Raw genomic sequence first — 20,557 nt, forward strand, 5'->3', positions numbered from 1 at the left:
ACCCCAACTTTAATTTCTCAGCATCCTAAATCAGCAAAAATCCACACAAGTTGTTCTTTGATTTTAGCTTTTAAATAGTTGACTTATCTTGTCGTCCAAGGTAAGTTGTACTAAGTTCAATAAAACTCTCTCAATTCGAGTAGTCGTTTTTACTTAGCGAGCCGTCTAGTATATCTTATATAAAATAACTGTCAAGCTGTTTTTAAATCGTTTATCAAATTAACGAGCAATAAATGTGGGTTGTTAAGCCTGTATTTATTCTTCATTGCCTTGATGAGGTGCGTATTATACGCAGTTTATTTTGTCTGTCAAGAAGTTTTTGATTTAATTTACTTTTTGTTAAGATGGCTTTTCAATACCTTATGTTCGAAAACGAATCTTTGAACAGATATCTAGCAAACTAATCCATGAACAAAATGGTTTTTACTACCCTCTTGTTCTCTTAAACAGGTGGCGTATTATAGAGCGTTTTTAACATTGGTCAAGGCTTTTATACAAATTAATTTAAATCAATACTTTAAGCTTATAACCTTCTTATTTACGTGCTAATTTCGCAACTATATCTATTTACATCGTTACCCCGTTCTTAACTTTTTAAATTTCACAGTAGGCTGGTGCTTTTAGCCCAGTAAATCAAGATCTTTAATCAAAAATACTGGGCTAAAATCACAGCCTACGTTAAGGGTTGAGCATGAGGTATTGTTATATTATTGAGCTGCCCGTCCCCTCCTTTGAACAAACACCTTCAGTTTTTCTCTCATTTTCTTTTCTATAGTTCTTATGAATAAGCATACTTTCAAAGTAGTAAAAGCTATTAAAGATAGCGTTATAATAACTACGATACATCGTGTTGCGTATTTGATGGCACCGCTAGCCCCGATTGCAGCGGCTATACTGGGTGGAGTATAAGGCAAAGGTGCTTGCTTTAAATCGTTATCGCGAAGCAGGAACGAGGTAAAGCGTAGCACATTGCCTTATGCACACCCAGATAGTAGCAAAAAGCGGGATGAGCTACTTATGGCACTTTTCGTGTAGTTATCGTGTACTTCAATTTGCACACTATTCTATTTTGCCTACGCACTGAAAAAATGTTCGATATGCGTCGACTTTTTTATCCAATGATAATGGATAAGCGCGGGAGGTAGATGGTAAGCGATACAGCGTCAAGTCACGTCCTGCATAGGGAAACGCTATGTATTGATTGGTTTTTGGGATTTGGGATTTTGGAATAGGTTTGCCCTGTTCCTCCGCTAATAACCCCATCAGAATTTCGGTCGCCTTGCCGCCTGTGGTAAAGAGGGTATGCACCTTTGGGACTTGATGTAGAATTTGTTTTAAATCAACGGGTTCAACAATGCTCAAGTGTTTGTCAGCGGCGTTGCCTTGTTCACGAATGGCCTTTTTAACCGTCGGGCAAGAGGCGATACCTCGCTGGTGCATGAATGCTTGGATGCGCTCAGGGTCAAAGGCTTTGTTGTCACCATCACGAAAGTAATCCCCATCCTCAAAAAAGACGCGCCCATAGATGCGCCACATGTCATTGTAAAAGTTTGGATAGTGAAAGCTCATGCCCCATTTGTCTGAGGTAGGGGGAAAGGTGCCCATCATCATAATGGTGGCATCGCTAGGAAGCACGGGGCCAAAGGGGTGACTTTCGACCGGTTGTTCGCTGTGAGAGTTGTCAACTGAATCAATGGCAAGGTTATCTTTTGGGTCGCTCAATGCTTTACTCCTATATGAAGTTTGATAGGTGAGGTTCGATATTGTATTTCTTAGCCTATCTAAACGGTGAAGTGTGTCAGTGGCTTTTGTTTTATTGCTATAATTAACGTAAGTTATAAAGCGTTAACTTATTAAGACTAACGCTAAAATATAGTGCACCCTAATTTTACCCCCGTCCAAGAGGTCTTATGAACACGTTAAATGTTGAAATCATTAGCCACCCTTTAGTACGCCATAAACTAAGCTTAATTCGCGCCAAAGACTGTAGTACTTATAAGTTTCGGACGTTGACCAAAGAGCTTGCTCGCTTGATGGCTTATGAGGCGTGTCGTGATTTTAAAATCGAAGAAATCACCATGCAAGGCTGGGATGGTACTGAAATTACGGGTGAGCAAATCGTTGGTAAAACAGTCACGGTGGTCCCAATCTTACGAGCCGGTCTTGGTATGCTCGACGGGGTATTGGACTTGATCCCTACAGCTAAAATCTCTGTGGTGGGTCTGCAACGTGATGAAGAGACGCTACAACCCGTTCCGTTTTTTGAAAAGCTGGTGTCGGATGTAGACCGCCGTCCTGCCCTTATTATCGATCCGATGTTGGCAACTGGTGGCTCGATGGTTGCGACCATCGATATGTTAAAGCAAAAAGGCTGTTGTGATATTAAAGCCTTGGTATTGGTTGCAGCGCCTGAAGGTGTGCGTTTAGTCAATGAGGCACATCCAGATGTCAAAATCTATACCGCCTCTTTGGACAGTCATCTTAATGAAGATGGTTATATTATCCCCGGTCTTGGCGATGCAGGCGATAAGATATTTGGCACAAAATAAGGTTTCATGTTGGGGTTAATGAATCGCCAAAAACGTCTAACTTATCTTGTAGTATCTGAGTAGACCATGAGCTGGGTAAGCGTTATCTGATTGAGGATTATTCGAAAAGGGCTCCTCTTTGATTAGCGTTAGCCATTTGAAATCCAAAATCATGACCTCGTTGCGAAGTCCTTCCCGGGTCCGCTTGTTGTGCTTTATGGCAAAGGCGTTTACAGCATCAGACGTCACGCTAATAATATTAATGATAAACGGCTGCGCTGGCTTTAGTTGCCTGACTTGGCCAGCTTGACTAACTTGAATCGGCTGTCGTCTATTGGCGTCAGATGTTTTAGTTTTTAGCCTAGTGTGCAAACCAGAGTGATGTTCAGCCTGATGAACCACTTGATTCACTTTTTGATGAAGCGCCGAGTTTATACCACCTAAAGCATCAATGATTGCCGTAAATGGATTTAAAGTGGTCATTAATAGCTTTTCTTGACGCACGGTATTCGGCAATTGACCCCCACTAAACAATACTTGATCTATGGGCAGCCGCTGGGTATGGCGCATAAGCTCATGCCTTAATAGCTCTGGCATATCAGCATTAAACACATCTTCTTGTTGCCGATAAAAGGCACTAAAACTGCGCTGAACATAACGCCCAAACACTGTAAAGTTTATCCAATCTTGATACACCTCATTATCCTGCAGATGCTGGCTAAACAGCGTTTGCTCAGAAGTTAGCGTTTGAGCAAACGCTTGCTGTCTATCAGCCTGCAAGTCAGACTCAGCCTCAGGACTTTTAAAGTCCTCATTTAGATCTAACTCAGCATTGAGATCATTAAGATCTAAGCTGCGCAACTGTAAATTATTTAACGCTTGCTTGTTTAAAACCCTATTGTTTAAACTATGGAATAATAGGGTTTGCGCAGAATCAACGTCCTGCCCATGCCACTGCATAGGATAAAGACTCTGATCAAGATGCGGCAGCACAGGAGTAGTCTGGGGGTTAGACTGTGTTTGGAAAAAGGAAAACATTACTGTTCTGGGATATGACCCGCGCTTTGTTCAAAAGCGAGAATCGTCTGACGTTCGGCTTCAGTCCAAGGCTCTTTTGATGTGGCGTCTTTATTAAGTCTCACCATCACCGAATCGCCTGTCGCCACGACTGCCTGCTGCGCCGTACTGTAATAAAGGTACTCCATCACCACACTGGTGTTATCAAGCTTTTTGGTCCGTACGCCAATAAGCAAGGTATCGGGATATACCACAGGCTTGAGATAAGTACAACTTGACTGGGCTAACACATTCGTTGCGTCGTCTGAAAAAGCCTGAGTTTGGTTTAGATAGTTAATACGAGCTGACTCGGCATATCGGTAATAAACAACGTTATTAACATGATTAAACGCATCCATGTCATTCCAAATCACGGGTTGCACATACACACTGGCGAATTTAGATAACTCATCAGGGGTTTCAAAATTTTCGGTATTGTTAGGGATGCTCATGGTGTTCAATATCCTAATGACATTAATTATAATTTGATTGTATAAAGGCTATTCCGCGCCAAACTTCATCGGTATCAAGATGCTCAATGCGCACACACGTTAAGTCTAAATCCTGCAACGTTTGGGTTAAGCGTTTGCCAAAGGTTAGATAGTTGAAGCTGCTTAATTCAATATCCGCAGGTTTTAAATCAGTAGGCTGATGGCTGTCCTGGAAAGTAGGGGTTTTTGAGCGTTGGTGTTGTGCGCGTTGGTGTTGTATGTATTGGTTTTGCTCAGTAACTAACAAACGCCAATTGGTAAAAGCCTCACCACTACTGATTAGTACTACTGGTTTTTCATATTTTTGAAAACCGAAAGCGCCATCCTCTTCGAGGATAGTGTCATGTTGATGACTGTTGCTTTTCTCAGAAGTCGGTGCAGGTGAATGTTGAGATACTGCGTTTGACTTGATAATGTCACGTTGCATGGCTTGAAAGTTCTCTAAGGCGTCTGGGGGACAGCGTCTTTGATACCATTCAATAGCATCGACGGTCACTTTTTCACCTTGTAAGAAATGGACCAATTGTCGTCGTCCGCCTCGACCGCGCCAAACCAGAACTTTATCACCCTGCGCCAATGTATTTAATTCAGGCATACGCATCATACCTTCATTACTATACTCATCAGGACATTGAACCTGCCAGCCTACAACATGTAGCGCCTCGGCTGTCGCATGACCTACCGCAATAACAGGACATTTTGGTACAAAGCTTTGAGGGCATGAAGCCAGACCTAGCCGTGCTGCAGTAGGACTTACTACAACTAAGGCTTGATAACTATCTGGTTGCTGACAGAAGTCTTGTTGATGCTGATGTTCGCCATCACTAATAGCAACAGGCACTAGCTCTAATAGTGGCAGCTCTAAGACAGTCATGCCTTTATCCTGCATAGCGGAGGTTAAAGCTTGCGCGCGGTTAGCAGGACGAGTGTTGATAAATATCATAGCACCACATTAAACCCATCTGAAATCATGACTAGGACTGACACCAACAACAGCAATTAAGACCTTATAATGCCGATACTGATAAATTATTGCTGACAAATTACTACTGACAAATTATTAAAGAAGTCATTTTTAAGGAATTAACTGTTAAAAAAGCTATCTGACTCTTTTTTGTCTGCCTAATTTTGTCAGACTTACTTGTTTTTATCAGTATAGATAGCTTTTAAGATATCTTCAGCCCCAATAGATAAAAGCTGATCTGCAACCTCAACGCCTAACTGTTCCGCTTGCTCTTCACGATCTGCCTGATTACCACTTAAGACCACGCGATTGTCTGCTTTGAGTAACGTCTGACCATCTTCTGAGCCGACGCGCCCCCGTAGCCATAATGTCTTGGCATTAGAGGTTTCAGACTTTTTTTCAATGACGGCAAAGGCCGCGATAGGCACCTGACAGCCGCCTTCAAGACGACGGTTTAAAGCACGCTCTGCTTTCAGACGAATTCGGGCTTGACCGTCATTTAGTGGTTTTAACAAGTCAAGTACCGCTTTATCATCGCTGCGACATTCGATAGCAAGTGCACCCTGCCCTACCGCAGGCAAACTGACTTCAATATCGATCTCTTCTTTAATACGGTCACTAAGCTCACTGCGAATGAGGCCACTAGTGGCTAAGATAATTGCGTCATATTCTCCTGCATCAAGCTTGCTTAGGCGAGTCTGTACATTGCCCCGTAAGGATTTAATCACTAAGTCAGGACGATAGGCTTTTATTTGACATTGACGACGCAGACTTGCTGTACCGACTATAGCACCTTGTGGCAAAGCGTCTAAATTATCATATAGATTCGACACAAACGCATCAGTTGGAGTTTCACGCTTACAATAGGTGCCCAGCATTAAGCCTTCGGGTAACTGCATCGGCACATCTTTTAAAGAATGCACCGCAATATCGGCACGCCCATCATATAAAGCTTGCTCTAGCTCTTTAACAAAGAGACCTTTGCCGCCAATTTTTGCCAGTGGCGTATCTAAGATTTTGTCGCCCTTGGTGACCATCGTCACTAAGCTGACCTCTAAATTAGGGTATAAAGACTCTAACCGTGACTTAATATGCTCTGCTTGCCACATGGCTAATGGACTCTTACGGGTGGCAATCTTTAGGGTTTTTAACTCGGTACTATGCGCTGATTTGGTCATAAAATTCTTTTCTTAGGGTTCTATAAGGGGGATCAAGTTTACTTACTGTTAATCAAGAAGTTAACAAACAATATGAGTAATAATAGACAGGTTAATAGAAGTATTCAATGTACGTGACAAAACAAGGCAAGTTAAATTAAAGTATAAAGCGCATTATTTAATTATAAATCAATCATTATTACAGTGATGCAATGTTGGAATGCTTAACGATGCAGCTATAGTTAGCGAACTACTAAACGGTTACAGTGTTAACCTCGTTAAGCCTACTATAGTAGTACTTTGCACTTAGTACTTGCACTCGGTTGCCTCGTAACCATTTTAGGCTTCTTTGGCTATAATAGGATGATACAAATAATTAATAAGCAATTAAGTGTGTTACAAACTAATGGTATTCTAAACTCGATGCAAACTCTTTTGCTAAATCAAACTATTTAGCTGATAACAAATCGTTTTAGTAATTCAAACTGTTTTACTAATTAAAGCCGCTTAGCTAGCACCGCCACCTTGTCCTTTGCTATACTGCCTTTGATAAACTATTTGCTCGATGTACTTTACTGGATTTTAACTGATATGACTGACAATAACGACTCTATTAACAACTTAACAAACCAATCAAACACATCAGGTACAACCGCACCCCAACAAAGCCAGCAAGGTCAACAAATGTGGGGCGGACGCTTCAGCGAAGCGACTGACAGCTTTGTGGCAGCTTTTACAGCCTCTGTTGGGTTTGATCAGCGTTTTGCCAGACATGATATTCAAGGCTCGATCGCTCATGCGACCATGTTAGGTCGCTGTAATATTTTAACCTCTGATGAGGTCAAATCCATCATCGATGGCCTACATCAAGTTCAACAGGAAATCGATGATGGTACATTTAACTGGTCGATTGCGCTTGAAGACGTGCACATGAATGTAGAGTCACGTTTAACCGATATCATCGGTACAGTTGGTAAAAAGCTACATACAGGACGCAGCCGTAATGACCAAGTTGCGACAGACATTCGCCTTTGGCTACGTGAAGAGGTTGATAATATTGTCGAGCTATTGGTCAAGTTGCAATCTGGACTACTCGGGTTGGCAGAGCAACATACTGAGACCATTATGCCAGGCTTTACTCATTTACAAACGGCGCAACCTGTGAGCTTTGGTCATCATGTTATGGCATGGTTTGAGATGTTAAACCGAGATACCGAGCGTCTTATTGATGCCCGTCGCCGTATTAATCAAATGCCTTTAGGCAGTGCTGCCCTTGCGGGTACTACTTTCCCTATTGATCGTACCATCACCGCTGAGTTATTAGGTTTCGAAGGTATTTGCGAAAACTCATTAGATGCTGTTTCAGACAGAGACTTTGCGATTGAGTTTACCTCTGCGGCCTCTATCTTAATGATGCACTTATCCCGTATGAGTGAAGAGATTATCTTATGGATGTCGGCTCAGTTTGGCTTTGTGCAGATTCCAGACCGCTTCTGCACCGGCTCATCCATTATGCCGCAGAAGAAAAACCCAGATGTGCCCGAGCTGGTACGTGGTAAAGCGGCCCGCGTCTTTGGTCAACTGATTACCCTACTTACTCTCATGAAAAATCAACCACTGGCGTATAACAAAGACAATCAAGAAGACAAAGAGCCCTTATTTGACTGTGTCGATACCTTAACCGGCTCTCTACTTGCTTTTGTCGATATGCTTCCCAATATCACGCCCAATAAAGACAACATGCGAGCGGCAACCATGAAAGGCTATGCCACGGCAACAGACTTAGCAGATTATTTAGTTCGCCGAGGTGTGGCCTTCCGTGATGCCCATGAAGTGGTTGGTAATGCGGTCGCGCTGGCCATCAAAGAGGGCGTTGATCTTAGCGAATTAAAGCTTGCTCAGTTACAACAGTTTAGCGATGCTATCGGTGAGGATGTCTTTAATTACTTGACTTTAGAGGGCTCGCTTGCTGCTCGTGACCATCTTGGTGGGACTGCGCCAAATCAGGTTATGCAAGCAGTTGCTCGAGGTCGTAAACGTCTTGAAAAATACAACATTAAAACATAAAAAACTGAAACATAAAAAACTGAAACTTAAAAAACTGAAACTTAAAAAACTGAAACTTAAAAAACTGAAACTTTAAGAACGCTGAAACTTTAAGAACGCTGATAATTAAAGAACCTTGATGATTAAAGCCGGTTAAGTATTTGATTTGCAGACTGACTGATTAACAACGGATAGACTTCATTCACATTTGTCATAATAGGATAAAACCATGACAGCTACTTTTGATCCAAAAGCAAACTTGGTGTTTTGCCGTAAATATAAAGAAGAGTTACCTAAAATGCCAAACCCACCTTTCCCGAATAAGAAAGGCGAAGAGATTCAAAATACCGTTTCTAAAAAGGCATGGGATGAATGGCAAGAACTGCAAACCATGTTAATCAATGAAAATCACTTAAGTATGATTGATCCAGAAGCTAAAAAGTTCATCAATGAGCAGCGTGAAAAGTTCTTGGATAATGAAGATTACCAACGTCCAGAAGGCTGGTCACCTGAGACTAAATAGGTGACATTAAGTAACTTTTACTAAATAAAGGACTCACTGACACCCTCTATCCCTACTTTTGCTATGCGTGAGACTGGTGCTCTGCGAGAGCTTGTTCAAAATGCTCATGACTCTATTGTGCGTCGTCGCATTGAACACCCCGATCGGAAGGATAAATTAGAGAATAGGAAGCGCCTGTCTTGCATCGATATCATTCCTGATATTAAAAACCATTAATCGTGGATTGTCGATACGGGGGCAGGACTCACTGAAATAGAAAGTCACAAGTATCTTGCTACCGTTGGCGCTCTAAAGATGTTATCAAACGTTATGGTCTATAAATAAGGGCTTTAAAACTCAAAGATTAATCCTCATTCGGTTTGTTGCCACCTTCAATTTTAGGAGGCACAGTGCCATTATCTCCATTGCGTGCTGCAATACTATCAGTAGCCAGTTGTACCGCTTGCTCTATGGTATAAAAATCGGTATGACGGACATCTTTCCCGCTAATGCAGTATATAACCAATTCTGCGATATTACGGGCGTGATCGCCAATACGCTCTAAAGCACGTAACACCCATAAGATATTGATCACTTTTGAGACATGACGGCTGTCTTCCATAACATAAGTCATTAACGCTCTAGATGCCGATTGATATTCTACATTGACGTTTTCATCGCTTTGCATGACGGCAAAAGCTTTTTCAGGATCCATTTGTGAAAACGCCTCTAAAGCATTTAATAGCATTAAACGAACTTGATTTGATAAATGTTGAACTTCTGAATAGCCGCGTGGTGATACGCCTTCTTTTTTCAACTGAATTGCCATACGAGCGATTTTGCTGGCTTCATCACCAATACGCTCGATATCCACAACACCTTTGGTCATCGCCATCACTAAACGTAAGTCATTAGCGGCCGGTTGACGCTTTGCTACCAATAAAATTAGCAATTCATCAACCTTTATCTCCATCTGATTGATCTCATTATCATCATCTATTACTTTAACAGCTACTTCCTCGTTACTGTCAATTAAGGCATGAGTGGCAAGCGTGACATGATCGGCAGCCATATTTCCCATATGCATGAATAAATCTAAACATTCATTTAAATCATTATCAAAGCTGCGTGACGAATGTTTTTCATTAACTGGCATGGATGTATATCCTTAATAATTATTTTTAATTATTGTTCAAAGTGTTGGTAAATTCGGACTATCTATCCCTAAGTATATTAAACCTATGCCATCATAGTATGCAATCTATCACCCTGATAGTCGTAGTTTTAAACGATAAAATAATATACCATTTTTGAAAATTAACATATAAAGAAAAATAAACGTTATATTGGCAAGTACTACCCATTGTGGACTAGGCAGGTTTGACAAAGATAGGTTTTTTTATAGAAAAGGTTTAAGTTTTTAAGATTTAAGTGACTGCACCATTTAACCCACCCCAAAAACCAGAAAGCCAGATACCTTATTTTAGTCAGTATCTGGCTTGAAGAGTTGAGTGATGAACCAAACCCAATTCAATTTTAGCCATAACGACCGGTGATATAGTCTTCAGTCGCTTTTTGAGCTGGGTTGGTAAATACTTGATTGGTTTCACCCATCTCAACCATATCGCCAAGATACATATAGCAAGTATAGTCAGAAACACGAGCAGCTTGTTGCATGTTATGCGTTACAATCGCGATAGTATAATCATGTTTCAAATCTTCAATCAGATCTTCAATCGCACCGGTTGAAATTGGATCTAGTGCCGATGTTGGCTCATCTAACAACAATACTTCAGGTTTTGTTGCTACACCGCGAGCAATACATAGACGCTGCTGCTGTCCGCCAGATAATGACAAACCTGAAGCTTTAAGCTTGTCTTTTACTTCAGGCCATAAGGCTGACTTTTTCAAAGCCCATTCAACACGATCATCAAGCTCTGACTTGCTTAGCTTTTCGTATAAACGCACACCAAATGCTACATTGTCGTAAATGGACATTGGGAATGGCGTTGGCTTCTGGAATACCATACCCACTCGCGCACGTAACAAATTAACATCAACGTCTTTATCTAAGATATTTTTGCCATCAAGAAGGATTTTACCTTCCGCATGCATACCAGGGTACAAATCATACATACGGTTAAAAGTACGTAATAGAGTCGATTTACCACACCCTGACGGTCCGATAAAAGCGGTGACATTCTTTTCAGGTATGTCGATGTTGATTTGTTTTAGGGCTTTAAAATCACCGTAGAAGAAATCTAAATCACGAATTTGCATTTTTGCTTCTGGCATATTGTCTGGCAAATCTGCGACTGTTTGCTTTGTGAATGAAGACGTATCAGGCTGTTCTTGTTGATTACCTGTCTCCATTGGCTGATCAAGCATGCTCTCGCTTGAGGCTTGAGTATCTTTTACCACTACTTTCTTTTCAATTGTATCAGTCATAATACTACCTTTTAAACTCTTTAATAAATGTTGGTCAATAATCAATTTACACGTTTCAACAATGTGTCAGCTTACTTTTTATCCCGCCCAACGATGCGTGCAATGATGTTAAGACCCAATACTGAAAATGTGATAAGCAGTGCTCCGCCCCATGCTATCATATTTTGTGTGTCATCGGGAGCTGCAGCAAATTGATAAATGGTCATTGGTAAGTTAGCCATCGCACTTCCCATATCCCAGCTAAAGAATCGGTTGTTCAGTGCTGTGAATAATAAAGGTGCGGTCTCACCGGTGATACGTGCAAAGCCTAAAAGAACACCTGTAATTAAGCCTGATTTTGCAGCACTCATAGTGACCGCCGTCACCACTTTCCATTTTGGTGCACCTAGTGCATAGGAGGCTTCACGTAATTGGTTTGGAACTAAGTTCAGCATGGTTTCGGTACTACGTACCACAACAGGAATGATAATGAGTGATAATGCAATAGCGCCCGCCCAACCTGAGAAACTGCGGTTATTCACCATTAACGTAAAGATGAATAAACCAATCACGATAGAAGGTGCAGATAGCAAGATATCATTAATAAATCGAGTGGCTTTACCAAGCCATGAGCCTTGAGAGAACTCTGCTAAATAAACGCCAGCCATGAGTCCGATAGGTGCGCCTATCAATAGACCTGTACCCGCAATCATGATTGAGCCTACGATTGCATTTCGCAAACCACCCATTGTATTTGGGGGTGGCGTATCTGCAGTGAAGATAGGCATCGTTAACATCGCTTCCATACCATTACGCAGTAGATCAATCAGAATCCAACCTAACCATATGAGACCGAACCCCATCGCTAAAAAAGCAAAGATAAGACCTAATACGTTATAAAACTTACGCTTCGAGTATAGCGACTTATTCATCCGCTGCTCAAAACTGGTTGAACGACTGGCTACTGGTGTTGAACTTGAATTCATTGTCATAATATTATTCCTGCTAAATATCTATCATTGTGTTGTCTAAATTGAGCTGGTTATCGACTCATTAATATCTAATAACTGTTAAACCTAGCTACTAATATTAGCTACTAAGATTAGTTACCCGCTTTCTTGTCAATACGTGACAGCATAATTTTAGATATTGATAAAACAACAAAAGTTATAACAAATAGAATTAAGCCTAAATGTAATAAGGTCGCGACGTGCATCTCACTTGATGCTTCAGCAAATTCATTGGCAATGGACGATGTGATCGTAACCCCTGAGCCAAATAAATTAGAGTTAATGTTATAAGTATTACCGACCAAGAACGTCACTGCCATGGTTTCTCCAAGGGCACGACCAAGCCCAAGAATAATACCGCCGACAACACCTGCTTTAGTGTAAGGAAGAATAATCTTGTACATGACTTCCCACGTGGTTGCTCCAGCACCATAAGCCGATTCTTTTAATAGCTCTGGAACTACAGAGAACACATCCCGCATGGTTGCTGCGATAAAGGGGATAATCATGATAGCTAGGATCAGTGATGCTGTAAAAACACCGATACCCAGTGGTGGCCCACCAAAGAAATTGCCAATAACAGGGACTGGACCGATAACTTTAATAATAAAAGGTTGTACATACTTAGCGAATAAAGGTGCCAGTACAAAGAAACCCCACATGCCATAAATAATTGAGGGGATACCAGCCAATAACTCAATCGCCATGCCCAAGGGACGGCGTAACGTCTTAGGGCAAAGCTCTGTTAAGAAAATAGCAATACCGAAACTGACAGGTACGGCGATTAAAATAGCAATGATTGAGGTCACGATTGTGCCGTAAATAGGTGCTAAAGCACCATATTCATCATTGACGGTGCTCCAGTTCGAACTAGTATAAAAACCAAAACCAAATTCTTTAATACTTGGCCATGCTCCGATAACCAGCGACACCATAATTCCGCCTAGTGAGACCAGAACCAATAGTGCAAAAAACTTGGTCAAATTAACAAACAAGACGTCATTTCTTCGCTGCTTTGCTAACTGAGCGTGTAAGTCAGACATGGTAACCCCAACGTAAGTAAAATATTTTTAATAAAACTATCTGAATTTAACTAATAATTTAACTAATAAAAGGCAAGCAAATGAAATATCATTTACTTGCCAATTGCTTTAACGTTCATTAACAGTGACAAGTTAACGAATATTATTTAGGGTTATAAACTGGCTGACCGTCAGCACCAACTACTTGCTTCCATTCTTCTTTGAATAAAGCAACTGCTTCGTCTGGGAAAGGTACATAGTCAAGGTCTAATGCCGCTTGATCACCTTCGTTATAGGCCCAGTTAAAGAAGTTCAATACACCAGCAACTTTTTCAGGGTTCTTAGGCTCTTTATGAACTAGGATGAATGTTGCAGCAGCGATAGGCCATGCTTCTGGAGTATCAGAGTTAGCGATAACTTTGTAGAAGCCTTCAGCTTTTGACCAATCAACGTTACCAGAGGCAGCGAATGAATCAGCAGATGGCTCAACACGGTTACCAGCAGCATTAATCATAGAGGTATGTGACATGTTGTTTTGCTTAGCATAAGCATATTCAACATAACCAATAGAGTTAGGTGCTTGTGTTACCATACCAGCAACGCCTTCGTTGCCTTTACCACCAACACCAGTACCAGTTTGGTCAGTTGGCCACTCAACACTCTTATCAACACCAACGTTAGCCCAGTCGCTAGAAACTTCGTTTAAGTAATAAGTGAAGTTGAAAGTAGTACCAGATCCGTCAGAACGGTGAACTGTTGTGATATTTGCATCCGGAAGCTCAACGCCTTCGTTTAATGCAGTAATCGCAGGATCATTCCATTTGGTAATTTTACCTAAGTAAATATCAGCCAATACTTCGCCACTTAATACTAACTGGCCAGGCTCAATCCCTTCGATGTTAACGATAGGTACTACGCCACCGATAACGGTTGGGAACTGGATAAGACCGGCTTCTTCTAGCTCTTCAGGCTTAAGTGGCTTATCAGAGGCACCGAAATCAACTGTGTTTGCCTTGATTTGCTTAACACCACCAGATGAACCGATTGAGTTATAGTTCACTTGGCCTTTAGTAGCGGCTTGGTAGTCTGCAGACCATTTTTGGTAGATAGGTGCTGGGAATGAAGCGCCGGCACCACTGATATTCATTTCTACGCCTTCGATATCAGTGTAACTATCAGCACCACCAGCAGTAGTTGTCGTTTCAGCAGGTGTTGTTGATGTAGCAGTAGTGGCTGTTTCATCACCTGTGGTCGCGGTGTCATCAGTTTTTTTATCACAAGCAGCTAAGGTCAACGCACTTGCTACTGCAACAGCTAATAATGAATAACGCATATTCTCTCCTAAAGAGTTGTCATTTTTAATTACAAAGGATTAATTAATATTATTAATAAGGCTTATACAGAAACAGTCCTATCACAAAACAGGAAGAAGCTAAAAAAAACTCTCCCTACTCGATTGACAACATTTTGACTCTTAAATATGACAGTTTGATGAAATTAGATTTTATTTGTTAAACAATGTAAATTAATTTAAATCCTCATTAACAAATCTACGGCAACTCATTGACATTATTTTTTCAAACGCCTTTTATAGGCAATATCATATAAGTCGCTATCTTATTAAAGAGTAGAGAAAGTATGATTAGACAAAGCAGTTTTCATTTTATTCTGCTAATATAGGTAACATAATAAGACTCGGGGTGCAGTCCATCTATAATGCCTTAGTAATTGTCACGTCGTTACAAAGCCAACTTATAGATGCGTTTGCTGAGACATCACCCGTTGAACCTGATACGGTTAATACCGTCGTAGGAAAGTCATCGCTTATTCTTAATACATAACAAAGTAACTATAGTTACTCTACTATTATGGCAAGCTTAAAATGAAAGTGTCAGCCTTATTTGATCTATCCTACTTAAAGTAATTATTTAAACAGTTATCATCAATGCTGATTACGCCAGTACAGCTTGAGGTTCTATCTGTCACGGTAAGCATTGGTAAAATAAGTTTTGTTCAAATGGCTACCTTTCTATTTGCAGTTTGCTTTTTGAATTGACGTATTTATGACTCATTTCAATATTGCCTCACTGTGGTTAAGTATTAAGAAGATACGGCACTCATCGAGTCTTTTTTTATTCTTCGGTTTTCTTTTTTTATAGCCCTACAGTTGATAGCTTATAGCGCTATTTGGTCTCCCTAAAAACGATAAACCAATTTGGCATCACGCCTTTTAGATTAAATAAGGACAATCACATGAGTCACTCTGATCATACTATAAAAACCCCTGCTCACCGCTCGGTAACGGATGAACGCTTCGATGAAGAAGCGCGAGATCTAACCCGCAATTTACCTGCCTCCAAAAAAGTCTATATCGAAGGCTCTCGGCCAGACATTCAAGTCCCCATGCGTGAAATCACCTTAACCGATACCCCCACCGGAGGGTTTGGTCTAGAAAATGGTGAAAAAAATCCGCCGTTTTATGTGTATGACACTTCGGGTGTATATACCGATCCCAATGTTGATATTGATCTCACCAAAGGCTTACCTAAGCTACGTGAAAAGTGGATTGAAGAACGGGGCGATACCGAACAGTTAGAGGGATTATCCAGCAATTATGGACGTGAGCGCGCTAGTGATATCAAAACGGCTAATCTACGATTTGCCCATATTGATAAGCCTCGTCGTGCAAAAGCTGTCAATGGTAAAGCTGGTAATGTCACCCAAATGCACTACGCTCGTAAAGGTATTATTACGCCTGAAATGGAATACATCGCCATTCGGGAAACTCAGAAACAACATGAGCTGACGGATATGCGTCAACATGATGGTGAAACCTTTGGTGCTAATACGCCTAAAATTATCACGCCTGAATTTGTCCGTAATGAAGTCGCCGCGGGCCGTGCCATTATACCGAACAACATCAACCATCCTGAATCAGAACCAATGATTATCGGGCGTAATTTTTTGGTCAAGATTAATGCCAATATTGGTAACTCATCATTAGGCTCAAGTATCGATGAAGAAGTGTCCAAAATGACATGGGCGACTCGTTGGGGCGCTGATACTATTATGGATTTATCAACCGGTAAGCACATTCATGAAACTCGTGAGTGGATTATCCGAAACTCTCCTGTGCCTATTGGTACCGTGCCTATTTATCAAGCGCTAGAAAAAGTAGATGGTGTCGCCGAGGACTTAACATGGGATATCTTCCGCGATACGTTGATCGAACAAGCCGAACAAGGTGTGGATTACTTTACGATTCACGCAGGCGTGCTACTTCGTTATGTACCTTTAACGGCCAATCGACTGACAGGGATTGTGTCTCGTGGTGGCTCAATCATGGCACAGTGGTGTTTGGCACATCATAAAGAGAGCTTCTTATATACTCACTTTGAAGATATTTGCGAGATTATGAAACAGTATGACGTCGCATTTAGCTTAGGAGATGGTCTGCGCCCTGGTTGTATTCAAGATGCTAATGACGATGCACAATTTGGTGAGCTACGCACTCTAGGTGAGCTTACTCAAGTTGCTTGGAAACATGATGTACAAGTGATGATTGAAGGTCCGGGTCATGTTGCCATGAACCGTATTAAAGAGAACATGGATCTACAGCTTGAGATGTGTCATGAAGCGCCTTTCTATACCCTTGGCCCATTAACCACGGATATCGCTCCAGGTTACGATCATATTACCAGTGCTATTGGTGCGGCGATGATCGGCTGGTATGGTACGGCGATGCTGTGTTACGTAACCCCAAAAGAGCACTTGGGTTTACCCAATAAAAAAGATGTAAAAGACGGCATTATCACTTATAAGATAGCTGCCCATGCTGCTGACTTGGCCAAAGGTCACCCTGGCGCACAAGCCCGAGACAATGCCTTGTCCAAAGCGCGCTTTGAATTCCGTTGGGACGATCAGTTTAATCTGGCCTTAGATCCTGACACGGCTCGTGAATACCATGATGAAACGCTGCCGAAAGATGCGCATAAATCTGCACACTTCTGCTCAATGTGTGGGCCTAAGTTTTGCTCAATGAAGATCACTCAAAACGTGCGCGAATATGCCGCTGGTCTAAAAACACCAGTGACACCTTCTGTGACACCGAGCAGTGGCGACTTAAAAGATGAGGCTCATCTGATTAAACAAGTGGATACAGAACTTGTCGGTCAGGTAGGTGAAGCAAGCTTTGATGAGGTTCAAAAAGGCATGCAAGAAATGAGTGAAAAGTATAATACAGAAGGACGTCAGCTGTATAAAGAAGTGTAAGCTTAATATAACAAATTACCAATTCACTTTACGGTAATAGTTTAATACATATTTAGTTTTTGTAAAAAATCTGTGTTGTTGATATTAAAATAGGGTATTATTTTAATATTAACAACACTTTTTTTTGAGATTTATTTAACAGATAAGCTTGCAAAACTTAGCCCTCAAACATCAAGCTCCAGTCAAATTGGCCCCTCAATTCTTTTTTTAGGTGTTATATATGAACCATGTTTACCGTATCGTTTTCAATCGCGCTTTAGGCGTTTATCAGTGTGTATCAGAAATTGCAAAGTCTCGTGGCAAGTCATCGGGTAAGTCGGCGACTACACGTCATAAATCCACATTAAATTTAACAGCGCTGTCTGTAGCAATGTTTGGTCTCTTGAGTTCTAATATAGCTTTTTCTGCAACTAATCCTAATGATTTCATAATCAATCAAGGAGAGATTATTGAGCTAGGTAACGATGAAGGCATAGTCGCAGAAAATAATTTGATTATAGATAATAATAGTCAGGTTATTCTTCTTGATAATACAGCTAGCGGCATTAGTTCCCAAAATAATGTCATCATTGGAGATACTAGCAGTGGTAGTATTTCCATGATTCAAACTGAAAAGTCTAGTCAACATATTTATCGTGGGCTATACGTTTCAAAGGATGCAATACTGGGTAACAAAAAATCAGGAATCGGTAATATAACCGTCTCTGGTTATAGATATCTTGGAACCGATAACTTAATAATTGGTAAACAAGGTCAAGGAAATATAGTTATTGAGAACACGCCATACCATGGTGGCCTGACTCAAGCCCGATATGTTACCTATATTGGCGGATATGGTCCTGATAGCACAACAGCCACAGGTAGTCTGACAATTAATGACAGTACCTATGTTAGTCCAAAGGTATTGGTTGGAAATACAGGTTCGGGTACCTTACATTTAAATAATGCGGGAGATTTAGAAACAGAATATCTTGGGCGTAACCCTAATTCAATTAAGTCTGATATTTATATCAATGGCGGTGGGATAGAGATAGCGTCTGACGAAGAACTCCTATTCGATAACTTCACAGATAAAAATATAATTCATCTTGGTACTAAAGGCGCTTATATTAGTTCAGAGATACCTCAATATGGTGGCGACGATGTTGCGAAGCCCATCTCGGTCGTAGTAGATCCTAATGCAGTTATTACCGGCGATGTTGGTAGCCTCGATATTAATCTTACTGATGAATATGATATTGGTGGGTTTGTCAAAACTGGTGTGGGAAGCTTAGAACTAACTACCTATAACAAGCAGTGGACAGGAGATTGGGGCGCTAGTGAGGGTGAATTAATACTAAAAGGTGACTACAAGATGCCACAAGGCGAGAGTCTAGCGGTAGGATTAATTGACTGGAATGAAGACGGTAAGATAGATAATGACGAATATGGAAGTATATCCGTTATTGGTAATCTAGATATTTCAGATGGAAAATTAAAGGTTTATATAGCTCGATATTTTGAAAACCCCGAGTTAAACTCAGTATATAAAGAGGTCGTTACCGCAACCAAACTAAACGGTGAGTTTAAAGACATTATTGATAACAGCCCTTTAGTAGGTTTCCAAGCGGATTATAGTGATGCGAATGCCGTTCATTTAAAAGTGGTAGCGCCAACCCCTGAGCCAGAACCAACCCCTGAACCAGAACCAACCCCTGAGCCAGAACCAACCCCTGAGCCAGAACCAACCCCTGAGCCAGAACCAACTCCTGAGCCAGAACCAACTCCTGAACCAGAGCCAACGCCTGAACCAGTACCAACGCCTGAACCAGTACCAACGCCTGAGCCAGAACCAACTCCTGAACCAGAGCCAACTCCTGAACCTACGCCAAGTAACGACGATATTACTTTTGTTGAAGCGACTCAGCTAATCAATAACTACCCTGCGTTGAACTTAGCGGGTGTATTAGACGATGCAATTGCTGACAAAGTCGCCAGTAACAATAATGCGTTAGCCAATGCTTTAATTTCAGATACCCAAAACTTTAGTCACGTTCAAGTGGGCGAGGCAGCAGAACAGCTTCAACCCCTATTTATGGGTGGAACGAATCGCTTAATCACCGACAGCAACTATGCTGTTAGCGATGCGATCAGTGAGCATGCTCAAACCACACCTGAGCGTAACCTTTGGGCGAAAGCTATTGGTAGTGATATGACGCATGATGCGGATGGCTATGTAACCGGTTATAACTCTGAGAACTATGGCGCTATCGTCGGTTTAGATATGCCTGTCAATCCTGACCTCAACTTAGGTGTTGCCGTCTCTTATATCGAAAACGATGCAGATACTGATGGTCATGCGCTAAATCATGAGGTGGAAGCTAAAAACTGGCAAGTCCTTGGTTATGGTAACTATGCCGCAAGTGATACAACGAGTATTAACTTCCATGCCGGTGCCGGTCAAAGTAGCGTGAAAGGTGAGCGTCATATCCAATTACCGTCTGCCCTAACCGCTAAATCCGACTATGATGTCGATACTCTGCAAGCGGGACTTGGTGTGTCGCATCGGGTCGGAACAGAAGCTCGTAATGTGTCACCGTTTGCAAGCTTTAACTATGCTCGTGCAGAAAGTGATGGCTATCGTGAGTCTGGTGCCGGTGCGTATAACTTAACGGTAGATGATAATAGTTATGAGTCTTTACGCTTGACAGCAGGTGTGCGCTTTAATCAAGCGGTTACTCCTAGCCTATCGTTAACCGGTCAATTGGCAGGTGCAATTGAGAATGGGGATGATTATTCTGATATCACTGCACGCTTTACTGATGTGGGCTCTGCTAAGTTCAATACCAAAGGTCAAGAGAGTAAAGAGGCCATTGGTATCGCAGGCATTGGTTTAGCATTCAAACCAACGGCTAATACGACGATCTCTGCTAATTATCGTGGCGAGTGGCGTGATAATTATGATGATCAGGGTGCGGCTATTGTGTTCGAAACTAAGTTCTAGTTAGCCTGCTTTAACTGTACGTGTAAGTAAAAAAGCTTGAGTTCCGTAATGGAGCTCAAGCTTTTTTTTATTACCGTAAAATGAAATAAACTTAGATCA

General features: G+C 41.4%; 16 protein-coding genes and 1 riboswitch. Of the genes, 6 read left to right on the forward strand and 10 right to left on the reverse strand.

Annotation, left to right across the window (positions count from 1 at the left end; translation table 11 throughout):
• Positions 1 to 1,059: 1,059 nt before the first annotated feature.
• Positions 1,060 to 1,695 carry a DNA glycosylase gene (locus tag AC2SLT_RS00005; RefSeq protein WP_486545640.1) on the reverse strand — a complete coding sequence of 212 codons (636 nt, stop codon included), beginning with the start codon at positions 1,693 to 1,695 and terminating at the stop codon, positions 1,060 to 1,062.
• A 215-nt stretch (positions 1,696 to 1,910) separates the two neighbouring features.
• Between AC2SLT_RS00005 and upp the strand changes: the two genes are divergently transcribed.
• Positions 1,911 to 2,549: a uracil phosphoribosyltransferase gene (gene upp, locus AC2SLT_RS00010; protein ID WP_486545143.1), complete on the forward strand. Its 639-nt coding sequence runs from the start codon at positions 1,911 to 1,913 to the stop codon at positions 2,547 to 2,549.
• A gap of 36 nt (positions 2,550 to 2,585) precedes the next feature.
• Here upp and AC2SLT_RS00015 read toward each other — a convergent pair whose 3' ends face one another.
• The 4 genes from AC2SLT_RS00015 to hemC all read right to left on the reverse strand — a co-directional run bounded on the left by AC2SLT_RS00015 (position 2,586) and on the right by hemC (position 6,217).
• On the reverse strand, positions 2,586 to 3,566 hold the full coding sequence (locus AC2SLT_RS00015) for a hypothetical protein (protein ID WP_486545144.1): 981 nt from the start codon (positions 3,564 to 3,566) through the stop codon (positions 2,586 to 2,588).
• On the reverse strand, positions 3,566 to 4,036 hold the full coding sequence (locus AC2SLT_RS00020; RefSeq protein WP_486545145.1) for an acyl-CoA thioesterase: 471 nt from the start codon (positions 4,034 to 4,036) through the stop codon (positions 3,566 to 3,568). The genes AC2SLT_RS00015 and AC2SLT_RS00020 overlap by 1 nt, the downstream gene beginning before the upstream one ends.
• Before the next feature lie 22 nt (positions 4,037 to 4,058).
• On the reverse strand, positions 4,059 to 5,018 hold the full coding sequence (locus tag AC2SLT_RS00025; protein ID WP_486545147.1) for a uroporphyrinogen-III synthase: 960 nt from the start codon (positions 5,016 to 5,018) through the stop codon (positions 4,059 to 4,061).
• A 194-nt stretch (positions 5,019 to 5,212) separates the two neighbouring features.
• Positions 5,213 to 6,217: a hydroxymethylbilane synthase gene (gene hemC / locus AC2SLT_RS00030; RefSeq protein ID WP_486545148.1), complete on the reverse strand. Its 1,005-nt coding sequence runs from the start codon at positions 6,215 to 6,217 to the stop codon at positions 5,213 to 5,215.
• Positions 6,218 to 6,787: 570 nt separating this feature from the next.
• Between hemC and argH the strand changes: the two genes are divergently transcribed.
• From argH to AC2SLT_RS00045, 3 genes are all read left to right on the forward strand, one after another.
• Positions 6,788 to 8,263 (forward strand): argininosuccinate lyase, encoded by a 1,476-nt coding sequence (argH, locus tag AC2SLT_RS00035; protein ID WP_486545150.1) that lies wholly within the window; start codon positions 6,788 to 6,790, stop codon positions 8,261 to 8,263.
• 208 nt (positions 8,264 to 8,471) lie between these two features.
• Complete coding sequence (locus AC2SLT_RS00040; protein WP_486545152.1) at positions 8,472 to 8,765, forward strand: oxidative damage protection protein; 294 nt, start codon at positions 8,472 to 8,474, stop codon at positions 8,763 to 8,765.
• Positions 8,766 to 8,828: 63 nt separating this feature from the next.
• Complete coding sequence (locus tag AC2SLT_RS00045; protein ID WP_486545154.1) at positions 8,829 to 8,981, forward strand: hypothetical protein; 153 nt, start codon at positions 8,829 to 8,831, stop codon at positions 8,979 to 8,981.
• Between the two features lie 127 nt (positions 8,982 to 9,108).
• Here the strand turns inward: AC2SLT_RS00045 and phoU are convergent, their stop codons facing one another.
• The 5 genes from phoU to pstS form a co-directional block, all read right to left on the reverse strand.
• A complete protein-coding gene (gene phoU, locus AC2SLT_RS00050; protein ID WP_486545156.1) occupies positions 9,109 to 9,900 on the reverse strand; it encodes a phosphate signaling complex protein PhoU in 792 nt (263 codons plus the stop codon).
• 380 nt (positions 9,901 to 10,280) lie between these two features.
• Positions 10,281 to 11,192 carry a phosphate ABC transporter ATP-binding protein PstB gene (gene pstB, locus AC2SLT_RS00055; protein ID WP_486545157.1) on the reverse strand — a complete coding sequence of 304 codons (912 nt, stop codon included), beginning with the start codon at positions 11,190 to 11,192 and terminating at the stop codon, positions 10,281 to 10,283.
• A gap of 71 nt (positions 11,193 to 11,263) precedes the next feature.
• Entirely contained in the window at positions 11,264 to 12,163 is a 900-nt protein-coding gene (pstA, locus tag AC2SLT_RS00060; protein ID WP_486545159.1) for a phosphate ABC transporter permease PstA, read from the reverse strand.
• A 110-nt stretch (positions 12,164 to 12,273) separates the two neighbouring features.
• Positions 12,274 to 13,224 carry a phosphate ABC transporter permease subunit PstC gene (pstC, locus tag AC2SLT_RS00065; protein ID WP_486545161.1) on the reverse strand — a complete coding sequence of 317 codons (951 nt, stop codon included), beginning with the start codon at positions 13,222 to 13,224 and terminating at the stop codon, positions 12,274 to 12,276.
• Positions 13,225 to 13,366: 142 nt separating this feature from the next.
• On the reverse strand, positions 13,367 to 14,536 hold the full coding sequence (gene pstS, locus AC2SLT_RS00070; protein ID WP_486545163.1) for a phosphate ABC transporter substrate-binding protein PstS: 1,170 nt from the start codon (positions 14,534 to 14,536) through the stop codon (positions 13,367 to 13,369).
• Positions 14,537 to 14,889: 353 nt separating this feature from the next.
• A riboswitch (TPP riboswitch) is annotated at positions 14,890 to 15,035 on the forward strand.
• Positions 15,036 to 15,456: 421 nt separating this feature from the next.
• Between pstS and thiC the strand changes: the two genes are divergently transcribed.
• Positions 15,457 to 17,475: a phosphomethylpyrimidine synthase ThiC gene (gene thiC, locus AC2SLT_RS00075; protein WP_486545164.1), complete on the forward strand. Its 2,019-nt coding sequence runs from the start codon at positions 15,457 to 15,459 to the stop codon at positions 17,473 to 17,475.
• A 220-nt stretch (positions 17,476 to 17,695) separates the two neighbouring features.
• Positions 17,696 to 20,458 (forward strand): autotransporter domain-containing protein, encoded by a 2,763-nt coding sequence (locus AC2SLT_RS00080; protein ID WP_486545166.1) that lies wholly within the window; start codon positions 17,696 to 17,698, stop codon positions 20,456 to 20,458.
• Positions 20,459 to 20,557 lie beyond the last annotated feature (99 nt).

It is taken from the genome of Psychrobacter sp. CX18, assembly GCF_057396215.1.

Excerpts from the sequence above, each read along its gene's own strand:
- pstC (WP_486545161.1), bottom strand. The coding sequence starts at position 13,224 with ATGTCTGACTTACACGCTCAGTTAGCAAAGCAGCGAAGAAATGACGTC.
- AC2SLT_RS00080 (WP_486545166.1), top strand. The coding sequence starts at position 17,696 with ATGAACCATGTTTACCGTATCGTTTTCAATCGCGCTTTAGGCGTTTAT.
- AC2SLT_RS00015 (WP_486545144.1), bottom strand. The coding sequence starts at position 3,566 with ATGTTTTCCTTTTTCCAAACACAGTCTAACCCCCAGACTACTCCTGTG.
- AC2SLT_RS00040 (WP_486545152.1), top strand. The coding sequence starts at position 8,472 with ATGACAGCTACTTTTGATCCAAAAGCAAACTTGGTGTTTTGCCGTAAA.
- AC2SLT_RS00020 (WP_486545145.1), bottom strand. The coding sequence starts at position 4,036 with ATGAGCATCCCTAACAATACCGAAAATTTTGAAACCCCTGATGAGTTA.
- hemC (WP_486545148.1), bottom strand. The coding sequence starts at position 6,217 with ATGACCAAATCAGCGCATAGTACCGAGTTAAAAACCCTAAAGATTGCC.
- AC2SLT_RS00025 (WP_486545147.1), bottom strand. The coding sequence starts at position 5,018 with ATGATATTTATCAACACTCGTCCTGCTAACCGCGCGCAAGCTTTAACC.
- argH (WP_486545150.1), top strand. The coding sequence starts at position 6,788 with ATGACTGACAATAACGACTCTATTAACAACTTAACAAACCAATCAAAC.
- upp (WP_486545143.1), top strand. The coding sequence starts at position 1,911 with ATGAACACGTTAAATGTTGAAATCATTAGCCACCCTTTAGTACGCCAT.
- pstS (WP_486545163.1), bottom strand. The coding sequence starts at position 14,536 with ATGCGTTATTCATTATTAGCTGTTGCAGTAGCAAGTGCGTTGACCTTA.
- AC2SLT_RS00045 (WP_486545154.1), top strand. The coding sequence starts at position 8,829 with ATGCGTGAGACTGGTGCTCTGCGAGAGCTTGTTCAAAATGCTCATGAC.
- pstB (WP_486545157.1), bottom strand. The coding sequence starts at position 11,192 with ATGACTGATACAATTGAAAAGAAAGTAGTGGTAAAAGATACTCAAGCC.
- thiC (WP_486545164.1), top strand. The coding sequence starts at position 15,457 with ATGAGTCACTCTGATCATACTATAAAAACCCCTGCTCACCGCTCGGTA.
- pstA (WP_486545159.1), bottom strand. The coding sequence starts at position 12,163 with ATGACAATGAATTCAAGTTCAACACCAGTAGCCAGTCGTTCAACCAGT.
- phoU (WP_486545156.1), bottom strand. The coding sequence starts at position 9,900 with ATGCCAGTTAATGAAAAACATTCGTCACGCAGCTTTGATAATGATTTA.